Below are 24,040 nucleotides of genomic sequence, written 5' to 3'. Positions count from 1 at the left end.
AATAACTTTTAAAATCATTAGATATATTTTGGAAAAGGGTAAACATATAAGTTCCTCTTCTGGTATAGTTAGGAGAAAGCAAATTTATCTTTTAACTGAAGGAGAAAAGTAGCTATATCTACGCCTTCTATAATAAAAGCTTGTTGTGGAAACAAAGCTTGGTTAACTAAAAAATGCTGCTGTAGCGTTCTAAATAAATCAACCGAACATTCTTCATCTTTTTCTAATTCCTGAAGCTCTTTTAACACGCGTGCTGCACTTAATTCTAAATGTACTTGCATATTTTCTAACCTATTTTTTTCAGCTAGGTCTATGGATTGAATCCACTTTAATCGATGTGTACTTCCTTCGCGTAAAATAAAAGTGTCCACTAGTTTTCGTGCAGACAAGCTACTTCCTAACAAGCCCCCAAGAAACGTTATTGTTCCGGCGGGAACTGCTCCTATACCTCCTCCCGCCAAAGCTCCTCCCAGTGCTCCCGTGCTGCCTAAAACAAATGCTCCGGTAGCCGCTATTTTAATCCAGGTCCATTGATGTCGGCTCCTCAATTTTTTTAAGTTCTCTTCGTCATATCCACTGGAATCTTTTAAAGTCTCTATATAATGCTTAATAGCATTTCTATAAATTCGGTCGAGTACTAAAATTTCTGGTGATAATTTTTTTGGATCTAAGCCTGCTAAGGCAGAAGGCAATAGAGAGTCTCCTTGAAGGATTGCCATAATATGCTCAAAGTTTATGGCTCTCTTTTCTTCGGCAGTCATCAAAACGGGATTTTTTTTCCAGTTCAATTTTGAATTTTTTTTGATTAAAGTAAGCTTTTTTCCGTCATATTTAGCACGGATACGAGTGCAAGAAAAAGAAACGGTAAGAGACATAAAATTATTTCCTTATAAAATGAGTTAAATTTTTTTTATCCTATATATACGCTTAAGCACCATCTGAACAGTGAATTATACTGGGTCAAACTCTGAAAATTTCTTCAGCCTTTATTTAAATTTGCTTCGCCTATTTTCCTTTCTTTTCTTATAAAAAAGTGTTTTTCTTATTAATTATTTTATGTTTATATAAGCATAAAGAGAGGTAGCTAGGGTAATGTTGAGTAGGATGTTTTTTCTTAAATTATGTAGTGCTATTTCCTTTTACATATTTTAGCCTGATAGCCTTAACTTACTGATTTCATCTCTCGTCTTTTAACAGCCAATTATCTTGTTGCTTTTGTTTTATCCAAGTGGCCAGCGTGTTAAATATTAGCCTAAAATTAAGCCTGGCAATTGTACTTAAGTTTCCTCTTTTAATAGCCTTAGGTTTTTTTAGTTATGTTAGAGGTCCTATGTTATGAAGGAATTTTTTGGCCTCATTATTTAATAAATTTAAAAGTTTTTCCTTTCCCTCAAAGTTTATTTTCTCTACCTGTTGAATAATATTTAAGGCCGAAATATCTGGATATAATGCATGAGCTCCTGCCTTAATGAGTAATTTGGCGATATCAAAATGTTGTTTTTGCACACAGGCATACCATAAAGGCGTACGGTAGTGTTTATCACAAATATCCACATCAATATTAACAGGTGATTGAGAGTGCAAAAGGCGGCGCACAGATTCTGTTTGTCCTTTTCTTACAGCTAAATGTAAAGCAGAACTGCCTTCACTGTCTTGTTCGTTGATATATTGCGTACGAGATAAGAGAGGAATAGCTAGCGGGTAATTACTTTTTACGGCTCGATGTAAAAGTGTTTCATTTTTCTTCTTTTTTCTATCCAACTTTTGATATTTTTTGAAGACACGACGTAAGGTATCGTTATCTTCGGCAACCAAATCAATAGGACGTTTGCCTTCAAAATTACAAATCTCTTGATTCGCGCCGCAAGTTAATAGTAAGCGAACAATCTCTACCTCACCTTTTTGGGCTGCACTATGTAAGGGAGTTAATCCGGTATCATCTTGGATGTCTAAGCTGGCACGATTTAAAATTAAAATTAAAATATGGTTGAAGTTTCTAGCTGCGGCAGCTAAATGCATCAATGTTTTACCTTCGTGATTAGTTTCATCTAAATCCGGCCGTGCAAATCCAATCAAAAGTCGAAAGTGTGTATAAGAGCCATTTTCTGCCGCTAATTCAAAAGCATTTTTGTTTAGAGGACCATTTGCCCATGGATCCGCACCATTCTGTAAGAGCCATGCTGTGCTTTGCAAGGCTCCTTGCATACAAGCAATATGCAAGCCTGTATGATAGGGCTTTAATAAAGTATTAGGAGTGATACCATGCTGATAGAGATAAATGACGGCCTCAATATTATCCTGAGAGATTGCTATTCGAGCAGCTTGATTGAGGCTTTCAACATTTTTTGAAATACGATATTTATAGAATATCTCTAAGAGCGGCTTGGCAGCTTTGTTCATAGCAGCAAATGATAAAACATCTAAGCCTTGATCAGTTTTTGATTGGACTTGAACTTGCTGTTTTAGTAGCCATCTGGCAGTTTCTGCTTGGCCATTAAAGATGGCCAAATGAAGGGGAGTGGCTCCTTGAAGAAGGCTGTCATTATTAGGCAAATCATTTAAATTTTCTGATGCTTGTAATTCTACGCGGGTATCTAAAGAAACACCTAATTGTTTTAAGTTGGATAAAATATCTGTTTGGCCATGATAAGCTGCAAGATGGGCAGGTTCTAGGCTTGAGCGAGAGGTATTATTACATGCCTCTTGACGTGCCATCAATAGCTTGAGCACTCGCTTTGCTCCAGGAAGAGTAATAATGTTAATTTCTTTTTCATCTATAATATGAGGATTAGCCCCCTTGAGAAGGAGATGGCGAGCAATTTCCTCTCTTTCTAAGGTCAAAGAGATAGATAAAGGCGTTACCTTTTCTAACGTTCCTATTTGATTGGGACGAGCTCCATATTTTAAGAGAGCATTAACGGCAAGGGATTTATTATGCTTGCATGCAAAAATTAGAGGTGTTATCCGCTCAAAGTCATAATGTTCAAGATTGGCTCCGAGTTCAGCAAGTATACGAATGTTTTCTTTAGTAGTTGGAGTATTGTTCCGTATAGCATAAAAGAGGGGGGTACGCCCCTCATTATCTTTTCTATTTAAATCTTTCTTTTTAAGCTGTTGAATGAGTGTTTTTAACTCTGCAAGATTGCAGTATTGCGCTGCTAAATGGAGAGGGGTGCTTCCTTTATGGTTTTTTTTAGTTAATTCACTAGCAGGAATGCTCAAAAGCGATAGATTGTTTTTGGCAAGCAGGTGGGCGACTGTATCTCCATTACTATCACTTACTGTATGTATAAGAACGGGATATTTTAATAATTCGCTTATAAGAAAGCGAACATTATCCTTTTTAGAAAATTGAAGAATAAAATGTAGATAAGTTCCCCAATAATTAGAAAAGTTATCAGGCGAGAAGATTATCTCCTTAGAATCAAACTGAGGGAAAATTTCTAGTAAACTATTGACATCATCATTATTCAACATTTGATAAAACTTCCTAACCCTTAGAGACATTCTCTGAATTAATTTATTGTGCTATTCTTCTTACCATCAGACGTATCATAGCTAAATAGAGGAACGCTTGGCTGGTGTTGGTTAAGGTCTCATAATCCTTGCTTAATCTGCGGCATTTGCCAAACCAGGCAAATGTTCTTTCTACTATCCATCTTTTTGCTTGTAGATGGAATCCTTTTTGCTTAGATCTTTTAATGATTGTTAAATCAATACCATGCAAAGCTGCTTCTGATCTCATGTCTTCCCCGCTATATCCTGTATCGGCAAATATTTTTTTTGGCCATAAAACTTTTCCCTGGAAATAATAAAACAGCGCTTTTAGCCCATCTCTGTCGCTACAAGCTGCGCTACTTACTACAACTGCTATTAACAGTCCCAAGTGATCCACTACTATGTGTCTTTTCCTACCTTTAATTTTCTTGCCACCGTCGTATCCGCAGAGCCCTTTTTTTCAGTTGTTTTGACACTTTGGCTATCGACTATAGCAGCACTAGGTTCCGCTAACTTGCCTAAGCTTTGGCGAAGCGATCGCCTTAAATAAGTATTAATTTGTTCGAATAAATTACTCTGTTTCCATCTTAAGAATTGAGAATAGACTGATTTCCAAGGAGGTAGATCATGAGGAAGATCTGTCCATTGACAACCTGTCCTTAAGACGTAAAAGATGGCATTAAGCATCTCTCGTCTAGCGTGCTTAGGTGGCTTGCCAGCTTTTTTCTTGCATATTATAGGTTCAAGCACTTGCCATTCTTGATTATTTAAATCGCTAGGATAAGGTTTTCTTATCATATTAGGCTCCTGGTTAAACAGCCTATATTTTAAACGATTTTAATAATTCAGAGAATGTCTCTTAAATCTCTTTCGGCTGTCTTATTGTTTAAAATAGCAACTACACCTGGATGCTTGCAAGCAAGCTCTAGATTAGATTTACCAGATTTGTGGCCTTCATTCAGAAATCCCGCATTTAGAAGAAGCTGAACACTGTGAGGATTTCCCTGTGAACAAGCTAGATGCAAAGCATTATAATCAGAATGAGTAGTTCTCTTATCTACAAAGCCTGTATGTAAGATGGCTTCAAGAATTTCCTTATCTCCTCGGAATGCAGCTAACATTGTAGGAGTCCATCCATAGGGGTTAGCATAGTTAAAGGAGGCAAAATTCTTGCGTAAGAGAAAAAAAGCTTTCTTAGAATGATGAAGAATGGCCTCATATAAAGCATCGTCTAAAACAGCTTGTGAAGGCTTAGTAAGCATTAATAAATCAAAAATTCTTTCATCATCTTTTCGTGCAGCTTCACATAAATCCTCTCCACTTATAAGGATTTTGTGCTTGAGTAGGAATGTGACTAATTCTAAGCTATTGGATCGAATAGCATAAAATAAGGGAGAATGGTTCTTATCGTCTATTTTTGAAAGGTTGGCACCTTTTTCTACCAATAACTGTACTAATGCCTGTGAACCTGTTTGAGCAGCTAAATGAGAAGCACAGCAATTACGATCATCAAGAGGAATGTTGACTAAATCGATGGTTGTAAAGCTCTTCAACAGCAGTTCAATGCAAGCCTGCTGCCCTGATTTCATAGCTGCATAGAAAAGGTGTTTTTTTCCATAATGATTCTCTAAAGAAATATTGTTTTTCTTTACTATCTGAATAAGGAAATGCAATACACGCAAGCTTCCATTTTCTGCAGCAATATAAGCAAGTGTTTTACCATATTCTTTTTCTAACGGTTGCATGCTATCTTTTACCTTATAAATCAAACTTCTAAAAAGAAAGATACCATCAGCCTTTGCAAGATAATGTAACAGCTTCCATCCGTTAGGCCCCTCGATGGCTTCTAAATTTGCTCCCATAGGTTTGAAAATGAGTGAAATAATCTCATAATTTCCTGCCTGCGCGGCTACTAACGTATACTTATCTAGTTCCTCAGAAGATATATCTATTGAATTAAATATTTTTTTGATGCAGGCGTTATAGGTGCTTGCTAACAAGGGCCGTGGGTAGATGGAGGCATGTTTTTTGAAAAGTTCTTTGACAATAGACCAAGCTCCTAGGGAAGCAGCTATGCTGAAAGGTGTTTCATTTTCTATATTAACGCTATTTAAATCTTCTGTAAAATTGATTAAGAGCTGTGCTGCAGAAAGATTGCCATAACGGAGTGCAATATGTAAGGGAGTATCGCCACAGCAGCTTTTATATTGGCTAAATTTAGGAGTATTAAGTGCTACAAACTCTATAACTTCAGAGGATCCTTCTTGCGCGGCTGCTTCAATGGCAAGAGAAGAGGGTTGGGTGGCTTGAAAAAGTAATTTAAGGATAGGAAGGCAATTATTCCTTATAGCAATTTCTATAGCTGTAACGCCATCTTGGCGCTTAATAGATGGATCGGCTCCTTTTTCAAGTAAAATGCTTACCACTTCCACTAAATTATGCTCGCAAGCCATCATCAGAGGAGTTCCTCCTTCATCAGAGCAAATGTTTATGCAAGAATTGACGATAGATTTACTTTCCAATAGCCTGTGAATAATTGAAAGGTCTCCCTCATGTAAGGCGCAATGCAATTCTGTATATCCGCCAGAGAGAGTAGCTAAGACAGTTTTCCGTTTTAATAAATGATGTATGAACTCTAGCTGTTGATGTTGAATAGCGACAATTAAAGCAGTCGATCCATTATTGCTTGCTGCAGAGATCAAATTTGCATTCTTTTTTAATAATAACTCTAAGTGTTTTACATTTCCTGCCATAGCAGCATAGTGGATAGGTAAATAGCCGTGCACATCCTTTAACTCACAGGCTAGAGTTTGACTCAATAAAGTGTCTAAATAAAAAGGATTTCTAGCTAAAGCAGCAATATGGAGAAGTGTTCTTTTATATCTATCGATCATTTTATGCAAAGGCGGCTTTGTTGCCATTAATTTCATAAATTCATCTTTTTGGTCCGCCTGGATAGCTTTTTCAAGCTTTTGCCTTTGCTCTACCGCTTTCCAGTCGTTTCCTTTAGGGACTAGAAGATAGGATTCCATCCAACTGTAATCTTGAATCCATTCTAGGGGAGCATCTTCATGCATTAAACTAAAGGCAGCTCCTTGGAAATTTTCGCTTTTTATTTTAGTCCATGTTTCGGGAATTAATTTGTGTAATTTGCTCCAGTTATCGTGGACAATGGTATTGGCCAGGGGAGAACCTTGTACCTGCTCGGTGGCTAGCTCCATTCCGCAACCTCCTACCACTCTTTTGGACTTTTCTTTGATCTCTTTGCTAACCTGGGGTGAAGTATGAATTTGTTCATATTGAAGTTTATTAAGAGTAACAGAGTTATTGCTAATTTTACTTATATCAAAAATCCACTCAAAAAGTTTGGTATATAAAAGGGCTCTAGTACTACAGTGGTAATAAAAAATATAGTATGCTATTTTATTTGTTAAATAGGGAGGTAAGGTATGGAATTGAAAGCAATAAACCAAACTATAAAACAAAAAAAAGAAGAGCTAGCTCTATTTTTAAGGCCTTTTTTTAGTCGAGAAGAAGCTAGACAAGTAGCTTTGCAATATACATGGGGGTTAATGAGCAAAGCAGAACGTAAAAACACCTGGCAATTGGCAGAAGAGGTCGGTTTACAAACCCCGTATGCTTTTCAACATCTACTACGCCGTGGTTTATGGCAAGCAGATGCCATCAGAGATAGGTTGCAAATGGAAGTGTTGAAAGATAAAGAAGGCGGTATACTAGCTATAGATGAGACGGGATTTTTAAAGAAAGGTAAGCATTCAGCAGGAGTGGCAAGACAATATAGTGGAACAGCAGGAAGAATTGAAAATTGCCAAGTAGGGGTTTTCCTTTCCTATGCAACTAGCCAAGGCCACGTACTAATTGATCGAGAACTATATATCTCTGAAGAATGGTTTTTAGATGAAGAACGTAGAGCAAGAGCTGGTATACCTAAAGAAGTTAAATTCAAAACGAAAATACAATTAGCCATGTTGATGCTACAGAGAGCTTTCGGCCATGGGATCAGGCCCTCTTGGGTATTGGGAGACGAGGTATATGGAGTTTATCCCTTAAGAGCTTATCTAGAGAAAGAATGCTGCCCTTATATATTAGCTGTACCCTCTAACTACCATGTGAGCGTAGATTTTGATCGAAGTCCAGTCAGCCACTTTCTTGCAGAAATTAAGCCAAAAGATTGGCAGAGTTTATCGGCAGGAAAAGGAGAAAAAGGCGAGCGCTATTATCATTGGTATCGTCTAGAAGTCAATTCAGATAGCCCTGAAGGGTGGACACGTTGGCTTTTATTAAGGCGTAACATGAAAGACCCTCGCGATGTAGCTTATTATATAGCTTGTTGTCCCAATAATGTTACTTTACAAGATATGGCCAAAGCTGCAGGAAGTCGTTGGACGATCGAGGAATGCTTTGAAGCTTCTAAAGAAGAAATTGGGCTTGACCACTATGAGGTGAGAAGCTACACAGGCTGGTATCGACACATGACGCTTTGTTTATTAGCTTTAACTTTCCTTTCGGGCTTGCGCGATGCTTTCAACTTACTGGAGAAGAAAAAAAAAGCTCGTCGGCTTCATATGAAGAAGTTTCTAAAAGTACGGAATTTAATTTAATTAGATATACCTTACAAGAAGCTAGGCGTTTAGTGATATATGCACATACCTCTATCAAGCGATGCTGGAGCTATTGGTTAGAATGGTCTAATTGGCGTCGTAAGCATCAAGCGAGTGCTTGTTACTACCATTATCAAAGGCAAAGAAAGCTATGTTTACATTTACCACTGTAGTACTAGCCTTTGGCTCACTAAGTTTCAAGGAGTAATAATTGTTTTTTAAATTTTTTAAAATTTCAACGTAGTCTGACAGAATTTGCTCAAAATAAAGAGAAGCTACTCGTTTATAAGTAGGTTGGAATAGATCATTTTGATTTAAATAAGTTTGAACCGACAAATTAGCATGTTGAAAAGCATTTTTTTTGACGATTTCTTGTAAGAGATCCAGGAGGGCTGTCTTTTGATCTAAAAAAAACTTTTTCTCTAAATTTTCTTCTTCTCTATGGAGTAGCATTAGCTCGCTAAGGCTTTTAAAGTAGCCTTTTAGCTTTCCTTCGTGGCTTTTCAAAAATTGACGCATGATTTCACGTTTATTAACTTCAAGCTTTTCTGTATGGTGTATGGAGATAGGAAGATAAGGAAATAAGGGAGGGCATCCGTGCACAAGAGATTGCTCACATGATGGTAAGATAGGAACTTTGCCATATTTTTTTAATGTGGAAAAATAACTAGAAAAAAAATTGATGATCCCAAGCATAGAAAAATAATGGCGACAAAGAGGCATCTTGACCATATGATTGTGAATTCTTTCTGACATGAGTTCATAAGCATTTTCCAAATCGGTATAGGCTGCAGGCATACATCCATATTTTCTCACATGCTTTGCGAGCGCTTCATTGTAGGTTGGAGAAGGTTCTATGGTGTAGCGAACCTCAAAATCTGTATCTATTAAGAATAAGTTTTCTTCTTTACGATAACTATTTTGTTTGGCAATAATTCTAAATGAATTTTTGAATCCCTCCTGACTTTCAAAAATTTTTTCGTAGGGCTCATCTACAAAAAGAGCATCATGGATTTTATCCCATAATCTTTTACTTTTAATTAAATGAGTTAAACCATTAACCGCAAAATAATTTTTATCTCCATCTTTTAAATAAGCTTTGCAATATTCTTCGAAGCTTATAAGCTTTTCTAAAGCAGAAGACGACTTTTTATTCCAGTCTGGATTTTTATACCATTCATCTACGAACTCTTCGGAATAAATGCCCCCATTTAGGTAACCCTTCATCATATAATCTAGCATGCTGATTACACGACCTACGAGAGTATTTTCATAAGCTGGATGAATGACGGGAAATAGATCAGCTGTTCCCTGTTTGAAATGTAAGCTGAAAAAAGGTATAGCATTATCTACATAAATCCCTAAAGCTAGCTCTCGCAAAATGTGCTGAAGCTCTTCATTTGAAAAAGGAAATTCTCCTTCAGGGAGTTGGGGGGTGCAGAAAAAGTGAATGTTCTCAAATAAAGCGTCCGGTGAATCGAATAAGCCTTCAATATATTCCATGCTGCAGGCTACTCCGCCAATCTCTCCTCCTGCACCCGCTTTAGCAGGAATAGGAGAATGGGGATGGGTAGAGTTATAAGAATTTGTCAGTCGCGTTTGTTGCAAGGTTTGATAGAATTGCTTATGGGCTGGAGTGGCTGCTTTAGTGGTAAATTTGTATGAATCATCTAAAATTTTACTCGTTTTAGCTAAGATACTTTCAAGCTCTTTTCTCTCATTGGCTGTAAGATCATCAAAACGCAGTCGTAATTTAATGTCTCTTATAATGTTCTTTCCAGCTTTTTGAAAGTTTTTAACATCATCTATATGATCATAAGGCCTACCGTTTTTGGGGTTTAGGAGAGGCTTGCCTTCTCGGTTTAATAGTATTATGCCTTGTGCTTCTTTTCGATAAGCTGTATAGTGATAACGATTCAAGGCTCCATTTTCAGTCAGGTTTATTAAGCGTTCATTCGCATCTTTAATTACTTCATGAGGAGGAACCTGATCATATTTTTTTCTATCAATCTTTCCCGCTAAAGCGTAATTATGCTTACCTGCAGCTTCAAGATGCGGCCAGATAGAGAGGCTTAAGGTATGGATATCATAGGCAATGCCCCACTTACGCACGCTACAGCTTTCTAAACGAGCAATAAGCTTAGCGGGTGGCTCCGGTGGATTTAAAGAATTAATGATTTTTTTTCCAGGTATAATCACCAATTGTCCTTCTCTATCTAACACAGCTCCCACCAGCTTATCCTCCATTTTCCAAAGCTGGATGATGCGACCCTCGCCATCATAAAAGGGAATGATTAGGGGAATGAGCTTTTGCTTTAAAAGATCTACCTTATCGTAGTTGATAGGTTGAATACGCTTACTTGCAAATTCTTTTGGTGTAGAGAGATTTAAAAGAGAAGTAATTTGTGAAGGTGAGTTAACCATTTTTTATTCTTCCTTTATTAGAAAGGTAATTAAAATTTTTGCTGGAGCCTTTGATGAGCTTGTTCTATAATGCTTAGATCTAAAAGCTCCAATTGACCATTAAGAAGACAATTTTCTATATCGTCCGTATCTAAAATTTCATCGTAGTTTTTTCCCATCGCGATAGCTAAAGCTTCAAAGGCACAGCTTTTTATAAATTCCCGGGCATATTCTCTATGTTCGTGTAGGCTATCTAATTCTCCTAGCTTTTCAAAGACATCTAGCAAAAGCTGTAAAAGTTCATAATCAAAATTTTCTTTAAGAAATTTTCCGGCAATACTTAACGCCCATAAACGTATGTCATCATGGGGATCCCATTCTACGCCTCTAATAAACATTTTAAGTTCTTTTAAATAGTCATTGGTGTATTCCCAGTAAGTGCAAAGAGCTCTCAAAGCTTGTATGCATACCCAGGGCTCCGTTTGATAATAAAGAAATTTTTCCAATAAAGGGCGGTGACGAATTAAGCCTAATCTGCCTACAATAAATATCCATATATGTAAATCCTCATCTTTATCTGCCTCTTTATCTTGAAGTTTTTGTTCCACATAGGCAATTTCTTCAGGAGTCAGTTTACCCCATTTTGCTTCATGGGATAAATCGCTTGCTCTGCGCATTTTTTTTGACATGTCTTTGTTGATCCCCTAATAAGCGTTATAAGATTAAAGCTCGCCTAATTTTCTCGTAGTATAATTTATTATATAAATCAGAAATCTTATTGTTTTATCGTAAATAAGGACACTTGTCATTAACTGGCATTTAACCTAATCTTTTTTCTGATTAATATTTTTTATCAACACCTTCATTTATTGTTATCTGGGTTCTTGTTTCAATTCCAATTTCACTTTTCAATAACGCGGCTATAACATAATTTTTCTCCTTATATTGTTCAATAATCTTTTCATATTCATTGACTAAGCGTAATGTCCTACCCACCGAAAAAGCTGCTTCTTCTGTAGACATACCTTTTTGTTTACATAGCAATATTTGCTTGAAAGTGGATATATACCTTTGTATCGCCGGCAAAGAGTGTTTTGTTTCTCTGCTCACCTGCTGAACAGTTTTTTGCTCGATAAAGAGCTTTTCAATGATCATTGTTTTGTGAGTTAAAGTAGGGCCTATATCATGGATAGACCCTCTTCTTGGAAGAACCTCACGGTTTTCTAATTCCCACTCCTTAATATATTTGCCTACACTTTGTGGCGATATCTTTAACAAAATAGCTAATTCCGCGTGGGTTAAGCAACCTTCTTGATCAAAAGCTTGCTTGCACATCCGCGCCACAGCTTCTTTTTTTATAACCCTTAATTTTTTCCCTTTAGCTCTTTCCATAGCATCTTGCGAGCTTACCAGATCTAAAATCACCGTTGTTAAACGTGTATTTTGAATAGATTTTCCATAAGATGAAAATTCGTTGCGGTGGACTGTCGGCCATGTAACTTGTCCCGGCTGCATATGAGAGGTCTGCGGATAAAATTGACGTACCATATCCGCTATTGATTTAACCAGTACTTGCCTTGTCCTTGTTCCTCCTAGCTGCGGGCACTCATGAGAAAAAAATGCTTCCAAAGCACCTTCAAAGCATTTAAATGCTTGAGGGCAAAATGTAGCATGGTTTGCATCGATGTTCTTCTTCATGGCAGCCTCCGCTCGTTCCTGATAGAGTCGTTCGACGACATCATTCTTTTTTTTTCATCTTGAGCGTGATAATATTGGGCACCAACTATATGAACTTCCTGCAATCTTTGTTCAAAAAAGGCTTTATCTTTAAACTCTTCATATAGCAGAGAAAAGGTTTTGGTAGCATAGATGGAAATTCCCACCGTTAAGGCTATTTCAAACTCATTGAAATGTTTGCTTTTAAGAAAGGCTACTCTTTTAAACTTCTGTAGATAGTTTTCCACAGCTTCTATGCTATGCTTAATATGCTGGGCAATAGTCACAGGCTCTTTGCCCTCCAGCCAAAGCCGTATGGCAATAGCTCTATGGCTAACACCAGGGCCTATATCTTTTTGTTGACCTCGTGTGGGTAATAAGATGCCTATTGCTTTAAGCTCTTTAATATCTCTTCGAATGGTTCTTATATCGCACATTAATAATTCTGCTAGGTCTTCTTGCGTTAAGTATCCTCCTTGCTCTTTAGCTTCTTCAGCTATACGCACAAGTCTTCTCCTTCTTAGCTCAACACTTCTATCTTTATTATTATCTTGGGAAAAATTTCCTTTGTCTCTTTGGTCAAACAACGTCAAAACCACAGGTAACATCTTGCACTCTTTTAAAGATTTGCCAGCTCCTTCTTCAGCTGCTACACAATGATATTTAATCTGCCCTGGTTTTAAGTGGCTTTGGTTAAGTTCGGAAAAGTACACTTCCTCAATCAGACCCACTAAAATTTGAGCTTCCCAAGGACTAATTCCTGTTCCTTGAACAGCCAAATTTTTCATCTGCTGATGGATGTTTTTGATTTGCAGTCGTCTTTCTTGATCTTCTTTAGAATTTATAGTAACATTTTTCATGGCGTTCCTTTTATGGATGTTTTTGTTTTTTTCTTTAATTAAACATTATAAAGGTGAACGCCAGTTTTTTTAATAGATTTTCTGCTTTAAAAAAAATTCTATAAAAAAGACAGATGACCTAATCGAAAATAATACAAGTATTACTTTTACTAACGTTTGTTTTTTTTTTTTTATTAGTTTTCCCTCTGAAAAAAAACTAAGCAGCGTGTTTATTTGATAATAGAATGATTTATAGTTCATCAAAGAAGATTGTTAAAAGAGTTGGATTAATAGGTAGCTGGCAACTAACGTTTTAGATTCTATGGTGCAGCTAAAAAGCGAAGGTGTGCAAGATGAGTAAATTTTAGCTTGAAAGGTTTAATATGATTTAATAATACGCTTTAAGAAAAAACAGCTCTATAATTTCAAGACGGAATTTAAACCTTTTCTAGATAACTCTCTTAATTAAGTTCATAGTTTTTTAGAGCCCATGATTGCATAAAGAGCTGCTTTGAAACATATAACCGGTATATCAAAGAGCTAAATAAAATGATTAGTGGCCGATTTTAAGAAGCGCTTTCTTAATTTAATCTTATTCATCTTCCTAACCCGATTATCCTACTTGGATTATAGCTGCATTGCTAGAGAGGTAGTTTAGCTTAAGAAAAAAGCTTTAAGCCCTACCTTCTTGTTCATGGGAAAGCACTTTAAGAAATGAGCGGCTTTCAGCAATAACTACTTTTGACAAGGCACAGAGGCCAATTAAGTTTGGAAAGGCCATTAAGCCATTGCATATATCAGAGATTTTCCAAACGACATCGAGCTCTAAGATGGCGCCAGGAATGACTACTAAGGTAAAAATAGCCCTATAAAAAGGGACGGATTTAGAGCCTAGTAGATATTCCACACATTTTTCCCCATAATAAGCCCATCCTAAGAGAGTGGTAAAAGCAAACAGCACAAGGCCTAGAGTCACTACATAAGCTCCTCCTGAAAATGTTTGGTTAAAAGCTGCGACGGTCATCGAAGCTCCATTGAGGAGCTTACCCTCTGCATCTAAACTACCAAAAACTTCGGTGACCCCTAAGACCAAGGCTGTGGCGCTACACATTACAATGGTGGCTAAAAAGCAGCCTGTCATAGAAACTAAAGCTTGGCGTCCTGGTAAATCTGTTTTAGCGGCTGCGGCAGCAATCGATGCTGTTCCTAATCCTGCTTCGCTAGTCATGAGGCCACGGCTGACACCCACCTGAATAGCCATTAACATGGTCGAACCTGCAAATCCCCCAAAGGCGGCTTGCCCTGAAAAGGCATACTGGAAAATGTGTGATAAAGCGGCAGGTAAGCGATCATAATATTTACACAGTATCACGCCTGCTCCGCCAATATAAATGATGGCCATAAAAGGAACTAATAAACCGGCAACCTTACCGATCGATTTAATTCCCCCCAAGAGAGTAGCGCCTGTTAAAAGTGCTACAATGAAGCCAGTCACCCAGGGCTCGATGTGAAAGACATTTTTCATTACGTCTGCCACAGAGTTGGCCTGAAGCATATTACCGCCTCCAAACGTTCCAATGGCTCCAAAAATTGCAAACAACACTGAAAGCCACTTCCATCCTAATCCATATTCGATGAAATACATGGGCCCGCCACACATTTCGCCTCGTCCATCCATCTTGCGATATTTAACAGCTAAAATGGCTTCAGCATATTTAATGGCCATACCTATCAGTGCGGTGACCCACATCCAGAAAAGTGCTCCTAAGCCGCCTATGGCAATAGCTGTGGCTACACCCGCAATATTTCCTATTCCTATGGTAGCTGCTAAAGCCGTCATTAAAGACTCAAAATGGCTAATATCACCTTGACCTGATACATCTTTTTGTCTGCCAAAAGCTATTTTTAAGGCATAGGGGAGGTAGCGAAATTGTAAGCCTTTTAAGGCTATTGTAAGATAGAGTCCAACTCCTACCAACAAGATCAATAGGGGCGCCCCCCATATCCAACTGTAAATATTATCTAAAGTATGCAGAAGCAAAGAGCTTAATTCTAAATCTGTGGTTGCCATTTCTATGAAGTCCTAGTTATTGCTTCGATTCAAAGGTTTTTTGTAAGGCTAATCTTTCTTTTTGAACTAAAGCTAAGAAACGTTCATTTTCTGCCACAACCACTGCCGATAAACCTATCAAGGAAATTAGATTAGGGATGACCATTAATCCATTGGTAATATCTGCTAAATACCAAGCGATTTCCATCTTGGTTACAGCACTTGGAATAATAATCAAGGTGAATAAAATGCGATAAACATTTACAGAATTAATGCCAAAAATGTATTCAAAGCATTTTTCTCCATAGTAGGCCCAAGCCAGTACGGTAGAAAAAGCAAATAAAATAAGGCCAATAGAAACAATATAACTGCCGCCAGGGATGGTGGATTCAAAGGCTGCAAATGCCATCGCAGCCCCATTTAAAACCTCTCCTGAATCGTTGATAGCTCCCTGCACCTGGGTAACTGCTAATACAAGGCCCGTTACTGTGCAAACAATCACTGTAGAAATTAAAGCGCCTGTCATCGTAATCATGCCTTGACGCCCAGGACTATCGGTTTTGGCAGCCGCCGCCGCTATAGATGAAATTCCTAGACCTGCTTCATTGGAAAATACGCTACGCGAGACCCCTGATTGTATAGCCATCATAAGAGTAGCTCCTACAAATCCACCGGTTGCCCCTTGCCCTGTAAAAGCAGTTTTGATGATGAGTCCAAAAGCATGGGGAATTTTATCAAAATGAAAAGTAATAACAATAAGCCCGCCGATAATATAAAATAAAGCCATAATAGGGACTAATACTCCGGCAACATGGCCAATACTTTTAACCCCTCCAATAATAACTAATCCTGTAATGCCGGCTAGTACAATTCCTGTCCAAAAAGGATCCACCGCTTTAAGATGCTGAATAGCTTCGGTAATAGCATTAACCTGTACTAGATTGCCAGTAGTAATTGCCGCTAAAGCTCCTAAAAGAGCAAACAGGAGAGCCATCCATTTCCAGCCCAAACCTTTCTCAATATACTGCATGGGGCCACCCATCATCTCGCCACGGTCATCTATTATCCGATATTTTACGGCTAGTATAGATTCTGCATATTTAGTAGCCATTCCTACAAATGCTGTTATCCACATCCAAAAAATTGAACCTAAGCCACCGACAGCTAAACCTGTAGCTACTCCCACAATTGCTCCTGTTCCAATAGCGCCTGCTAAAGAGGTCATTAATGCTTCAAAAGGGCTAATATCTCCTTGAGAATTTTGGCGCGTGCGGGCAAATACTTGTTTGATTGCATAGCCGAGATAACGAAACTGCACACCTTTCAAAATAATGGTCAAGTAAGCCCCGGTGCCGATAAGAAAAATAAGAAGAGGTGCACTCCAGATAGCGTTTTTAAAGTTATTCAGAAAAATATCCACATTTTCCATCAGGAAGTCCTTTGTTTGAGGAAGAAAAAGAATATCTTAAAAAAGCTTTTTATTAAAGTCTAAAGCGGTTAACAGCAGGTAAGCGATTAAACTAAAAATTATATTAAAGGCTTTTCATATGAGTTAATTTCTTTAAATTTTAAGGCCACTTTAGAAAAGTGGGTAAAGAAGTTAAAAAAGAAATTCCTTCCCTTGCTTTTGCTCATGCAGCAGGCGATGTTTTGAGCGCTGCTCTAAAGAGCCTCTCATATCTTTTTCTTTAAGTGAATGGGGAAGTGATAGGTTAAGGTCGGGGAGAATCTGCAAAATAATAAAACGAGCATCTTCAGCGAAAAATTTGAAGTATTCTCCAAGAGGGGTATTTTCACTTTTTTGTAGGCATTTTCTTTCTTCTCTATCCATTCTACTCATAAGGGCATCGATCTGGATAAGAAGAGAATCTATAAATAAGCGGCACTCCTGGCTAGATAGATGACCGGCACTTTGTTGCTTAGCCAAAGAACGCAGTAGGCTTAGCTGTTTTGATAATAAGCCTATTTGGCACAAAAAAGGGGCATAAAAATTGTAATTCCAATCAGGACGATGAGCGGAAAACCATGTTTCTACCCACATAAAGGCAGGTATCTGGGCGTTCCACATCATTTGGGAAGCTGTCCATAGGTTACAGTGGTGAATTCCTTTTTTAGCGGGCAGTTGATTAGCTACGCATAAGACTCCTATAAAACGTTCATTTTGGCAACGTAACATGTATTCATCAATTAAATCATCAGCTAAAAGAGGCCATAAGCCCTCACTTTGAGGCACTTGCCCTACATTGAGGATAGGCATTAAAGGGGAGAAAGATTTCTCAATTTGATGACGGAGTTGATTCCAAAAAGGATGTGGGGATTGATTATTAAGCAAGCAATCTCCAGCAGTCGCAGAATAAGCTAAAATAGTGTTCTGTCGTAAATCGATAGCTAGACGTGACATCCAGCTAGCACTTTGCTGAGCAGATTCTTCTTCATCTGCAGGCACATAGAAAATTAAAGTTTTAGATTTTTCTAAAATATTTTCCAATAAGTGGGCTTCTTCTAAGACTACTTCGGGTAGAGTATAAAAATCCACACCTGGGGCTTCTAAAAATTCAGGACGCTGCCATTGACTTTCCCAAAAAAGAAAATCATAATGGGCATTTTGAGAGGAGATTTGGCTAATGTAGCTTTTAACTTTATCGCTATAATCTGGGATTAAAGGTGAGCAAATAGCTTGGTGCTGAGCTTGAAAATGCGAAAGCTTTAGAACAACTTTTAGTCCATAACTTTGCAAAGCTGCACAAAGGCTCGTAAGATTTATTTGATCACTAGACTGATCAACAATAATGGTATTATATCCTAATTCCAACACGGCTGTAGCAAATGCTTCTATTTTATGAGGCTCGCCTAAAAGAGCTTTAACAGAATCTTCTATCCATAAAGGGCGAATTTTAAATCGAGGTTTAATATGCCCTAAAAAATCGGCAAGATGGCCGCTGCGAATTCCAGTATGAATTTGTTGGAGAGCATAAATCGCGCCTAGATAGCCTTGAGCTTTTATTGTTATCCTTCCTGCAGCATAATTAGCACTAAAGTTTTCCAAGCCACTACTTTCAATAGGTAGCCAATCAATTTCAGGGTAAGGCTTAAGGGCTTTAATAGAAGAATATTGTTTTCGCAGCTTTTCGAAGACTAACTTTAGTTTTTGCATTTTTAAGAAGTAGGGGGGTAGTTCATTATAAAAAGTTTTAAATTTTTTTATTAGTAAATATTTTTAAAAATATTATATAGCTTATAAAAAAGAAAAAGTCTGTGATTCAGGCTTTGTATCCTAGTTGGTATTTAATCTTGCTTTTTGCTAACCTTCAGCTTTTCAATCTACCTTTAATTTAATAAGAGCTTATGCTTCATTATAAACCACTTCCGTCGCCGAGGGAGTTAAAAACATTATATCCTTTAGATGCTGAGGCCATCCTATTTATAGAAAATGCACGAAAAGAAATTTCTAATATTTTGGAAGGGAAAGATCGAAGGCATCTGATTATTGTAGGACCTTGTTCTATTCATGATATGAAATCTATACGTGAATATGCTTTTAAATTAAAACTTTTAATGCATGAAGTTGCCGACCAATTTTTAATTGTCATGCGCACCTATTTTGAAAAACCTCGTACTGTTGTGGGCTGGAAAGGTTTTTTACATGATCCTGAACTTAACAATAGCAATAATATCGAACAGGGCCTTAAATTAACAAGGCAACTTTTAATAGATCTTGCCCGTTTAAAAATTCCCACGGCTGCAGAATTTCTTGAGCCTCATTCTTGTGCTTATCTTGATGATCTAATTGCATGGGGATGTATTGGAGCGCGCACTTCAGCTTCTCAGACACATCGCCAAATGGCTTCTGGCTTGCCTATGCCAGTAGCATTTAAAAATAGTGTAGAAGGAAATGTAGAAGTTGCTATTCATGGTGTTATTTCTTCTGCTCAGCCCCACTCTTATATGGGAATAAATCAGGAGGGCCAAATCTCTGTTATGCATACACAAGGTAATTTTAAAGGGCATGTAGTTTTAAGGGGAAGTGATTCGGGTACCAATTTTGAGCCTGCATCTCTTGCGCAGGTTGTAAAATCTTTGACAAAATTTAATTTACCTTTAAATTTTCTTATCGATTGCTCACATGGTAACTCTAAGCGTCTGCATGAGCAGCAATGCCAGGTGTTTCATTCAGTCATTAATCAAATTATCGAGGGCAATGCTTCCATCCGTGGTCTAATGTTAGAAAGCCATCTACATGCAGGTAATCAGCCCATGTTGAAAAACCCTCAGCTTCTACGCTATGCGGTTTCTCTTACAGATCCCTGTATAGACTGGGAGACGACTGCCGCGCTTATTCGTGAGGCTTATAATAAAATGGAGAACAACTTTAATCAGACCTTGCATTCTGCAAGCTGTAATTTTTAAAGAAGCAGGTAATGTGAGAACCATTTGTTTAGTATTATTTTTATATGTTTTAGGGGGATGTTCTAAGAACGCTTATTTATCCGTCCAATCTTCCTATTTTACAAAAGAATCTTTAGCAAGCTATCGTGTAGGAACACCCGATCCTATGCTTGCCAATCCGCCCGTAGAACAACAACTGCTAATCTCCTGGTCTATTCCTTATCCCTATTTAAAGAGTGAGAATTTGCATTTAGATATCTATATTCAATTACGCAATAAAGAGCAGGTGAAATTAACTCTTCCTTTAAAAAAATCACATGGCTCATATCTATATGTTTTGGCGAATGAGCGCTACTTTAATACTAAAGGAATATTAACTTATAAAGTTGACTTAATAGCTGATGGCAGGGTGGTAGAAGAGTGGCGGCATCATTTATGGCATGAAATTATTCGAGTAGGAGAAGATGAATCAAACTAAGTAAGGGATATTGGTTATTAATAAGCTCGATTCCTTACTTATAGCTCCAGCCACTATCCGCCAAGTAGCTAAAATTAAGCTGTCTAATTATTAAGACTAATCAATTCAAATAAGGGCCCGAGCAGTCCTGCAAAGGTAGCGATAATTCCTATCTTCTGACATAATCAATATGCTAATTATTTGAAAATTCAATATCCATAAAAATTGGTATTTAAGTAATAATTTTGCAGCTCTTGCGTGGTCTCAAACTTGGGTTGCATAGCTGCATTTTTAGAAATATGTTTATCAAAAATTTCTTTAGTAAGGTAGACAAGCTTAAGCTGATGGGTATCTGAAATTGGAACGATGATTTCTGTAGGACAATAAGAAATCATTTCATCTCTAGTACTAGGGGTTGTCGTAAGTTTGCTCCAAAATCCATGGCCTGTGTCTTCCCACTCAATTACTTTTCCTTGATTCTTTATTTGTGGACGTATTGCCAAGGGGTTGATGCCACCTTGTTCGCTTTCCAAAACATAATAAACAGCTGAGTAAGTTGGTACACTCATTTCCACATCTCCATATTAAAGCTATCATTTATGATAATAAAGTCATCTATATTTCTGTTAGATTGCTCGATTAATCCTTTAATGTGCCATTCATTTTCTTTTTTTTCAACAATATTATCGTGAATAAGCCTATTGATAATATTTTCTTTAACTTCTTCGGTTTGCGCAACAATTTTTTTTATGAAATGGGGAGCTATGTAATCCCTAATCATCACTTCATTACTCCTTCCAGGATGATCATCGAGCGTAGATGACTCCATATTAAAAGTTAAATCTTTTAAGCTGACTCGTCTAGCTGTGCGTGAACCGAAGGCATCATGCCGATGACCGTAAGAATTGGCAGGATTTACAGCTTTTAAATCTATTAACAGTTGAATATGCCCAGCTTTAGCAAACTCTTCTACCTTATAATTCAACATTTTTTTTGTCACTAGTCGAGTAAAAACCGATTCTGCTCCTCCTGATTGGTAGTCTTGCGGCACACTTGATCCTTGAATGAAATTTCCAGCGCTATATCTTAATTGGCTAGAAAGCAAACCTTCTTTAAGGATAAGAGATAAGGTTCTTTCAGGGTGCGGACCTGTTAATCCTAGCATAAGGCCCAGAGCCCCTTCGTGACGCATTTTATCAGACATATTAAAGGAAAGCACTTTCTTACCAGGTAGAGTTTCTACCCAACAGTATTTTTTATTATCTATGTATTCTTTTATATAGGGATCCATCTCAGGCTTTTGTTTGATAATCGCGGTTTTTAAGGCGTCTAAAGATAAATTAAAATATCCTGGCTGCTTATTTAATATCTTAGCATCATCTGGAAAAAATGCATTAAAAAGCTGATTAAAAACTAGCCTTTCCTTATCTATGTTGCGACTAGGGACTAAAGCGGGAGGGCAACCTACTATACTTAAAAGCATGTGAACTTTTTTGACTATTTCGTGAGGCAGAGTATCACCTTTTAGGTCAATATTGACTTCTATATTGACTTCTATTTGATCTGCTAAGGTTTTGATTTTATGAGAATGAGGAATAATAATTTGCCCTAAGTTTTTGAAATCAATAATCATGGTTGGAGCTCCCGGCAGCTCATATGCTTCAGTGGGCACAAACTTTCCATTGATTTGTTTTTCATAGCGGTATCCTCTTTCCTCAAGTTGTGGAGAAAGATCAATTAAAGAAGTTAAACTTTTTTTCCATAGTTTTTCTTGTGGAATGATAACTTTCAACCATTCTTGTAGGTGTTCACAGGCTTGATCGTTCAGTTTAATTTCCCAGCAAAATCTTTTTTCGTTATCATAAGTTCTAATATAGGAGCGAATGGCTTGATCCTTGATTGCCCAGGTGCCTACATCGCTTAATACGATGCCATTTAATGTATCTACGGGCATTTTTATTATCTTTTCAATTTTGGATAAATTCTCTGGCGAAAAAGGAATCGCTTGCTGGGCAGCTTCGGCTAATAGTTCAAGGCCCATTTCAACATTCCCAGCAAGTAGGTTACTTCTGGCAGCTTGATGATAAAGTAGCTGGGAGGTAGTGATAATATAAGGCTCATCTATAGATATTGGAAGGTTAGCTAAATGCTTTGCTTGATTGATCATTTCTTTAATCACTTCATCCTTAGAAAACTTGTCTAATTCTTCGAAATTTTCTATTGTTAAAAGATTGTTGGCAGAAACATAGAGGAGGTAATTTTTCTCTCTCGAGGAAGCGAGGAATGTTTCTGACTCATTAATACTTTCCTTTTCTTCTTTTTCTTTACCTTTTACTTTTTTTCTTTCCTCTATCTTTACACGAGTTAATGAAAGAGATTTTTCAGAAAAAGGAGGGAAAACAGTAATGCTTTCAGGAGTAGAAATGACAGCATGAATAGGCTGCCATTCTTGCACTCTTTCGAATAACTTTCCTAATTTTTTAACTTGGGTAGGTCTCTCAAAATGCTTGCCTTGGTCATTTGTAGGTGTACTTTCTGATGACAAGAGCTTGTCTTCAGGATGGTGAGTTTTAATAGAAAGCTGAGTAACTCGTGTGCTATTCGTTCTCTGTCTTTCTTCAAGAGTGCTTAAAGGCAAGCTTCTATTTGCCAAACTTTCCTTGGCTTGTTCACTTATCTTTGCCTGTTCTAAAGTATGCTTTTGGCTTAAACTTAGATCGCGATTTTCTTCAGGCTGTGTCGCAAACTTTTCCCGAAAATTTAATAAGCTATTGTAATCATTATTCATCATCATCCTAAACAGAAAATTTTTTAATTATATATAATATATGGTTTGTTTAAGAGGGTTAATTTATTTTAGTATTGGTTGAAAGTTAAGTTTTGTTTGTTTTGTTTAAATTTTAATTTTGAATAAGTTAAAGAGCTGATAGTGTGATATATTTTAATTGAATCATAGCTATTGTTCTTTGCTTAATGAAAAAGCCTAAGAGACATTCTCTGAATTAATTTATTGCGCCATTCTTCTTACCATCAGGCGTATCATAGCTAAGTAGAGGAACGCTTGGCTGGTGTTTGGCAAGGCCTCATAATCCTTACTTAATCTGCGGCATTTGCCAAACCAGGCAAATGTTCTTTCTACTATCCATCTTTTTGCTTGTAAATGAAATCCTTTTAGCTTAGATCTTTTAATGACTGTTAAATCAATACCATGCAAAGCTGCTTCTAATCTCATTTCTTCCCCGCTATATCCTGTATCGGCAAATATTTTTTTTGGCCATAAAACTTTCCCCTGGAAATAATAGAATGGCGCTTTCAGCCCATCTCTGTCGCTACAAGCTGCGCTACTTACTACAACTGCTATTAACAGTCTCAAGTGATCCACCACTATGTGTCTTTTCCTACCTTTAACTTTCTTGCCGCCGTCGTATCCGCAGAGCCCTTTTTTTCAGTTGTTTTAACACTTTGGCTATCGACTATACCTGCACTTAAGTTCCGCTAACTTGCCTAAGCTTTGGCGAAGCGATCGCCTTAAATAAGTATTAATTTGTTCGAATAAATGAGTCTGTTTCCATCTTAAAAACTGAGAATAGACCGATTTCCAAGGAGGTAGATCATGAGGAAGATCTGTCCATTGACAACCTGTCCTTAAGACATAAAAGATGGCATTAAGCATCTCTCGTCTAGAGTGCTTAGGTGGCTTGCCAGCTTTTTTCTTGCATATTATAGGTTCAAGCACTTGCCATTCTTGATTATTTAAATCGCTAGGATAAGGTTTTCTTATCATATTAGGCTCCTGGTTAAACAGCCTATATTTTAAACAATTTTAATAATTCAGAGAATGTCTCTAAGTATCATGGATTCTAAGCGATTAAAGGAAGTTATGGGTAACCGAATAAATGCTAGAGAATGCGCAGTAAGATCCTCTTTTTTCTCCTGCTATCCCTCTATTTATTACTTTTCAGCATTTATAGGTGCTTTCCAGGGCTTTTGATAAAGGAAAAAAGTTAGGGCAAAAACTTAAAGTAATACGCTTTCAAGCTACTTCTTATGTAATCCCGTACTTTATAAA

Annotated in this window: 16 protein-coding genes and 1 pseudogene; 3 read left to right on the top strand and 14 right to left on the bottom strand. The window is 37.3% G+C overall.

The features are described from left to right. Positions 1-68: 68 nt before the first annotated feature. The 4 genes from TY21_RS06265 to TY21_RS06250 all read right to left on the bottom strand — a co-directional run bounded on the left by TY21_RS06265 (position 69) and on the right by TY21_RS06250 (position 6,719). Positions 69-875 carry a hypothetical protein gene (locus TY21_RS06265; protein ID WP_042242785.1) on the bottom strand — a complete coding sequence of 269 codons (807 nt, stop codon included), beginning with the start codon at positions 873-875 and terminating at the stop codon, positions 69-71. 439 nt (positions 876-1,314) lie between these two features. Next, positions 1,315-3,477 (bottom strand): ankyrin repeat domain-containing protein, encoded by a 2,163-nt coding sequence (locus TY21_RS06260; RefSeq protein WP_042242788.1) that lies wholly within the window; start codon positions 3,475-3,477, stop codon positions 1,315-1,317. Positions 3,478-3,520: 43 nt separating this feature from the next. After that, positions 3,521-4,296, bottom strand: a protein-coding gene (locus tag TY21_RS06255) for an IS5 family transposase (protein WP_130589592.1) whose coding sequence is annotated in 2 segments (ribosomal slippage) — positions 3,521-3,957 and positions 3,957-4,296 — 777 coding nt in all. Because the reading frame shifts where the segments join, the coding sequence is not laid out codon by codon here. A gap of 47 nt (positions 4,297-4,343) precedes the next feature. After that, positions 4,344-6,719: an ankyrin repeat domain-containing protein gene (locus tag TY21_RS06250; RefSeq protein WP_042239662.1), complete on the bottom strand. Its 2,376-nt coding sequence runs from the start codon at positions 6,717-6,719 to the stop codon at positions 4,344-4,346. A gap of 228 nt (positions 6,720-6,947) precedes the next feature. On the opposite strand from TY21_RS06250, the gene TY21_RS06245 reads away from it, so the two are divergent. Further along, the gene (locus tag TY21_RS06245; protein WP_232044341.1) at positions 6,948-8,120 is read left to right on the top strand and encodes an IS701 family transposase; all 1,173 of its coding nucleotides are present in this window, start codon (positions 6,948-6,950) and stop codon (positions 8,118-8,120) included. An 87-nt stretch (positions 8,121-8,207) separates the two neighbouring features. On the opposite strand, the gene TY21_RS06240 is transcribed toward TY21_RS06245, so the two are convergent. The 7 genes from TY21_RS06240 to TY21_RS06210 form a co-directional block, all read right to left on the bottom strand. After that, positions 8,208-10,544 carry a polymorphic toxin type 28 domain-containing protein gene (locus TY21_RS06240; RefSeq protein ID WP_130589591.1) on the bottom strand — a complete coding sequence of 779 codons (2,337 nt, stop codon included), beginning with the start codon at positions 10,542-10,544 and terminating at the stop codon, positions 8,208-8,210. Between the two features lie 29 nt (positions 10,545-10,573). After that, entirely contained in the window at positions 10,574-11,212 is a 639-nt protein-coding gene (locus tag TY21_RS06235) for a hypothetical protein (RefSeq protein WP_042237450.1), read from the bottom strand. A 151-nt stretch (positions 11,213-11,363) separates the two neighbouring features. Then, complete coding sequence (locus TY21_RS06230) at positions 11,364-12,221, bottom strand: DUF1670 domain-containing protein (protein WP_130589590.1); 858 nt, start codon at positions 12,219-12,221, stop codon at positions 11,364-11,366. Then, the gene (locus TY21_RS06225) at positions 12,218-13,099 is read right to left on the bottom strand and encodes a DUF1670 domain-containing protein (protein WP_130589589.1); all 882 of its coding nucleotides are present in this window, start codon (positions 13,097-13,099) and stop codon (positions 12,218-12,220) included. The genes TY21_RS06230 and TY21_RS06225 overlap by 4 nt, the downstream gene beginning before the upstream one ends. A gap of 652 nt (positions 13,100-13,751) precedes the next feature. After that, on the bottom strand, positions 13,752-15,149 hold the full coding sequence (locus tag TY21_RS06220; protein WP_130589588.1) for a sodium:alanine symporter family protein: 1,398 nt from the start codon (positions 15,147-15,149) through the stop codon (positions 13,752-13,754). A 16-nt stretch (positions 15,150-15,165) separates the two neighbouring features. Next, complete coding sequence (locus tag TY21_RS06215) at positions 15,166-16,557, bottom strand: sodium:alanine symporter family protein (RefSeq protein ID WP_042241957.1); 1,392 nt, start codon at positions 16,555-16,557, stop codon at positions 15,166-15,168. A 171-nt stretch (positions 16,558-16,728) separates the two neighbouring features. Further along, entirely contained in the window at positions 16,729-18,282 is a 1,554-nt protein-coding gene (locus TY21_RS06210) for a hypothetical protein (protein WP_042241955.1), read from the bottom strand. A 191-nt stretch (positions 18,283-18,473) separates the two neighbouring features. On the opposite strand from TY21_RS06210, the gene TY21_RS06205 reads away from it, so the two are divergent. Together TY21_RS06205 and TY21_RS06200 are read left to right on the top strand one after the other, a co-directional pair. After that, on the top strand, positions 18,474-19,535 hold the full coding sequence (locus TY21_RS06205; protein ID WP_042241953.1) for a 3-deoxy-7-phosphoheptulonate synthase: 1,062 nt from the start codon (positions 18,474-18,476) through the stop codon (positions 19,533-19,535). A gap of 13 nt (positions 19,536-19,548) precedes the next feature. Continuing rightward, positions 19,549-19,992 carry a hypothetical protein gene (locus TY21_RS06200; protein ID WP_052354568.1) on the top strand — a complete coding sequence of 148 codons (444 nt, stop codon included), beginning with the start codon at positions 19,549-19,551 and terminating at the stop codon, positions 19,990-19,992. Between the two features lie 188 nt (positions 19,993-20,180). On the opposite strand, the gene TY21_RS06195 is transcribed toward TY21_RS06200, so the two are convergent. From TY21_RS06195 to TY21_RS11860, 3 genes and pseudogenes are all read right to left on the bottom strand, one after another. Continuing rightward, on the bottom strand, positions 20,181-20,540 hold the full coding sequence (locus tag TY21_RS06195) for a hypothetical protein (RefSeq protein ID WP_042241951.1): 360 nt from the start codon (positions 20,538-20,540) through the stop codon (positions 20,181-20,183). Next, positions 20,537-22,759, bottom strand: a complete 2,223-nt coding sequence (locus TY21_RS06190; protein ID WP_042241950.1) for a hypothetical protein — start codon at positions 22,757-22,759, stop codon at positions 20,537-20,539. The genes TY21_RS06195 and TY21_RS06190 overlap by 4 nt, the downstream gene beginning before the upstream one ends. Before the next feature lie 219 nt (positions 22,760-22,978). After that, positions 22,979-23,755: pseudogene (locus TY21_RS11860) on the bottom strand (IS5 family transposase). Between the last annotated feature and the right edge of the window lie 285 nt (positions 23,756-24,040).

Origin of the sequence: Neochlamydia sp. S13 (assembly GCF_000648235.2) — a bacterium.
Taxonomy (GTDB): Bacteria; Chlamydiota; Chlamydiia; order Chlamydiales; family Parachlamydiaceae; genus Neochlamydia.
Note: the sequence above shows the minus strand (reverse complement) of the source record. Positions and strands in the feature narration are given on the sequence as shown.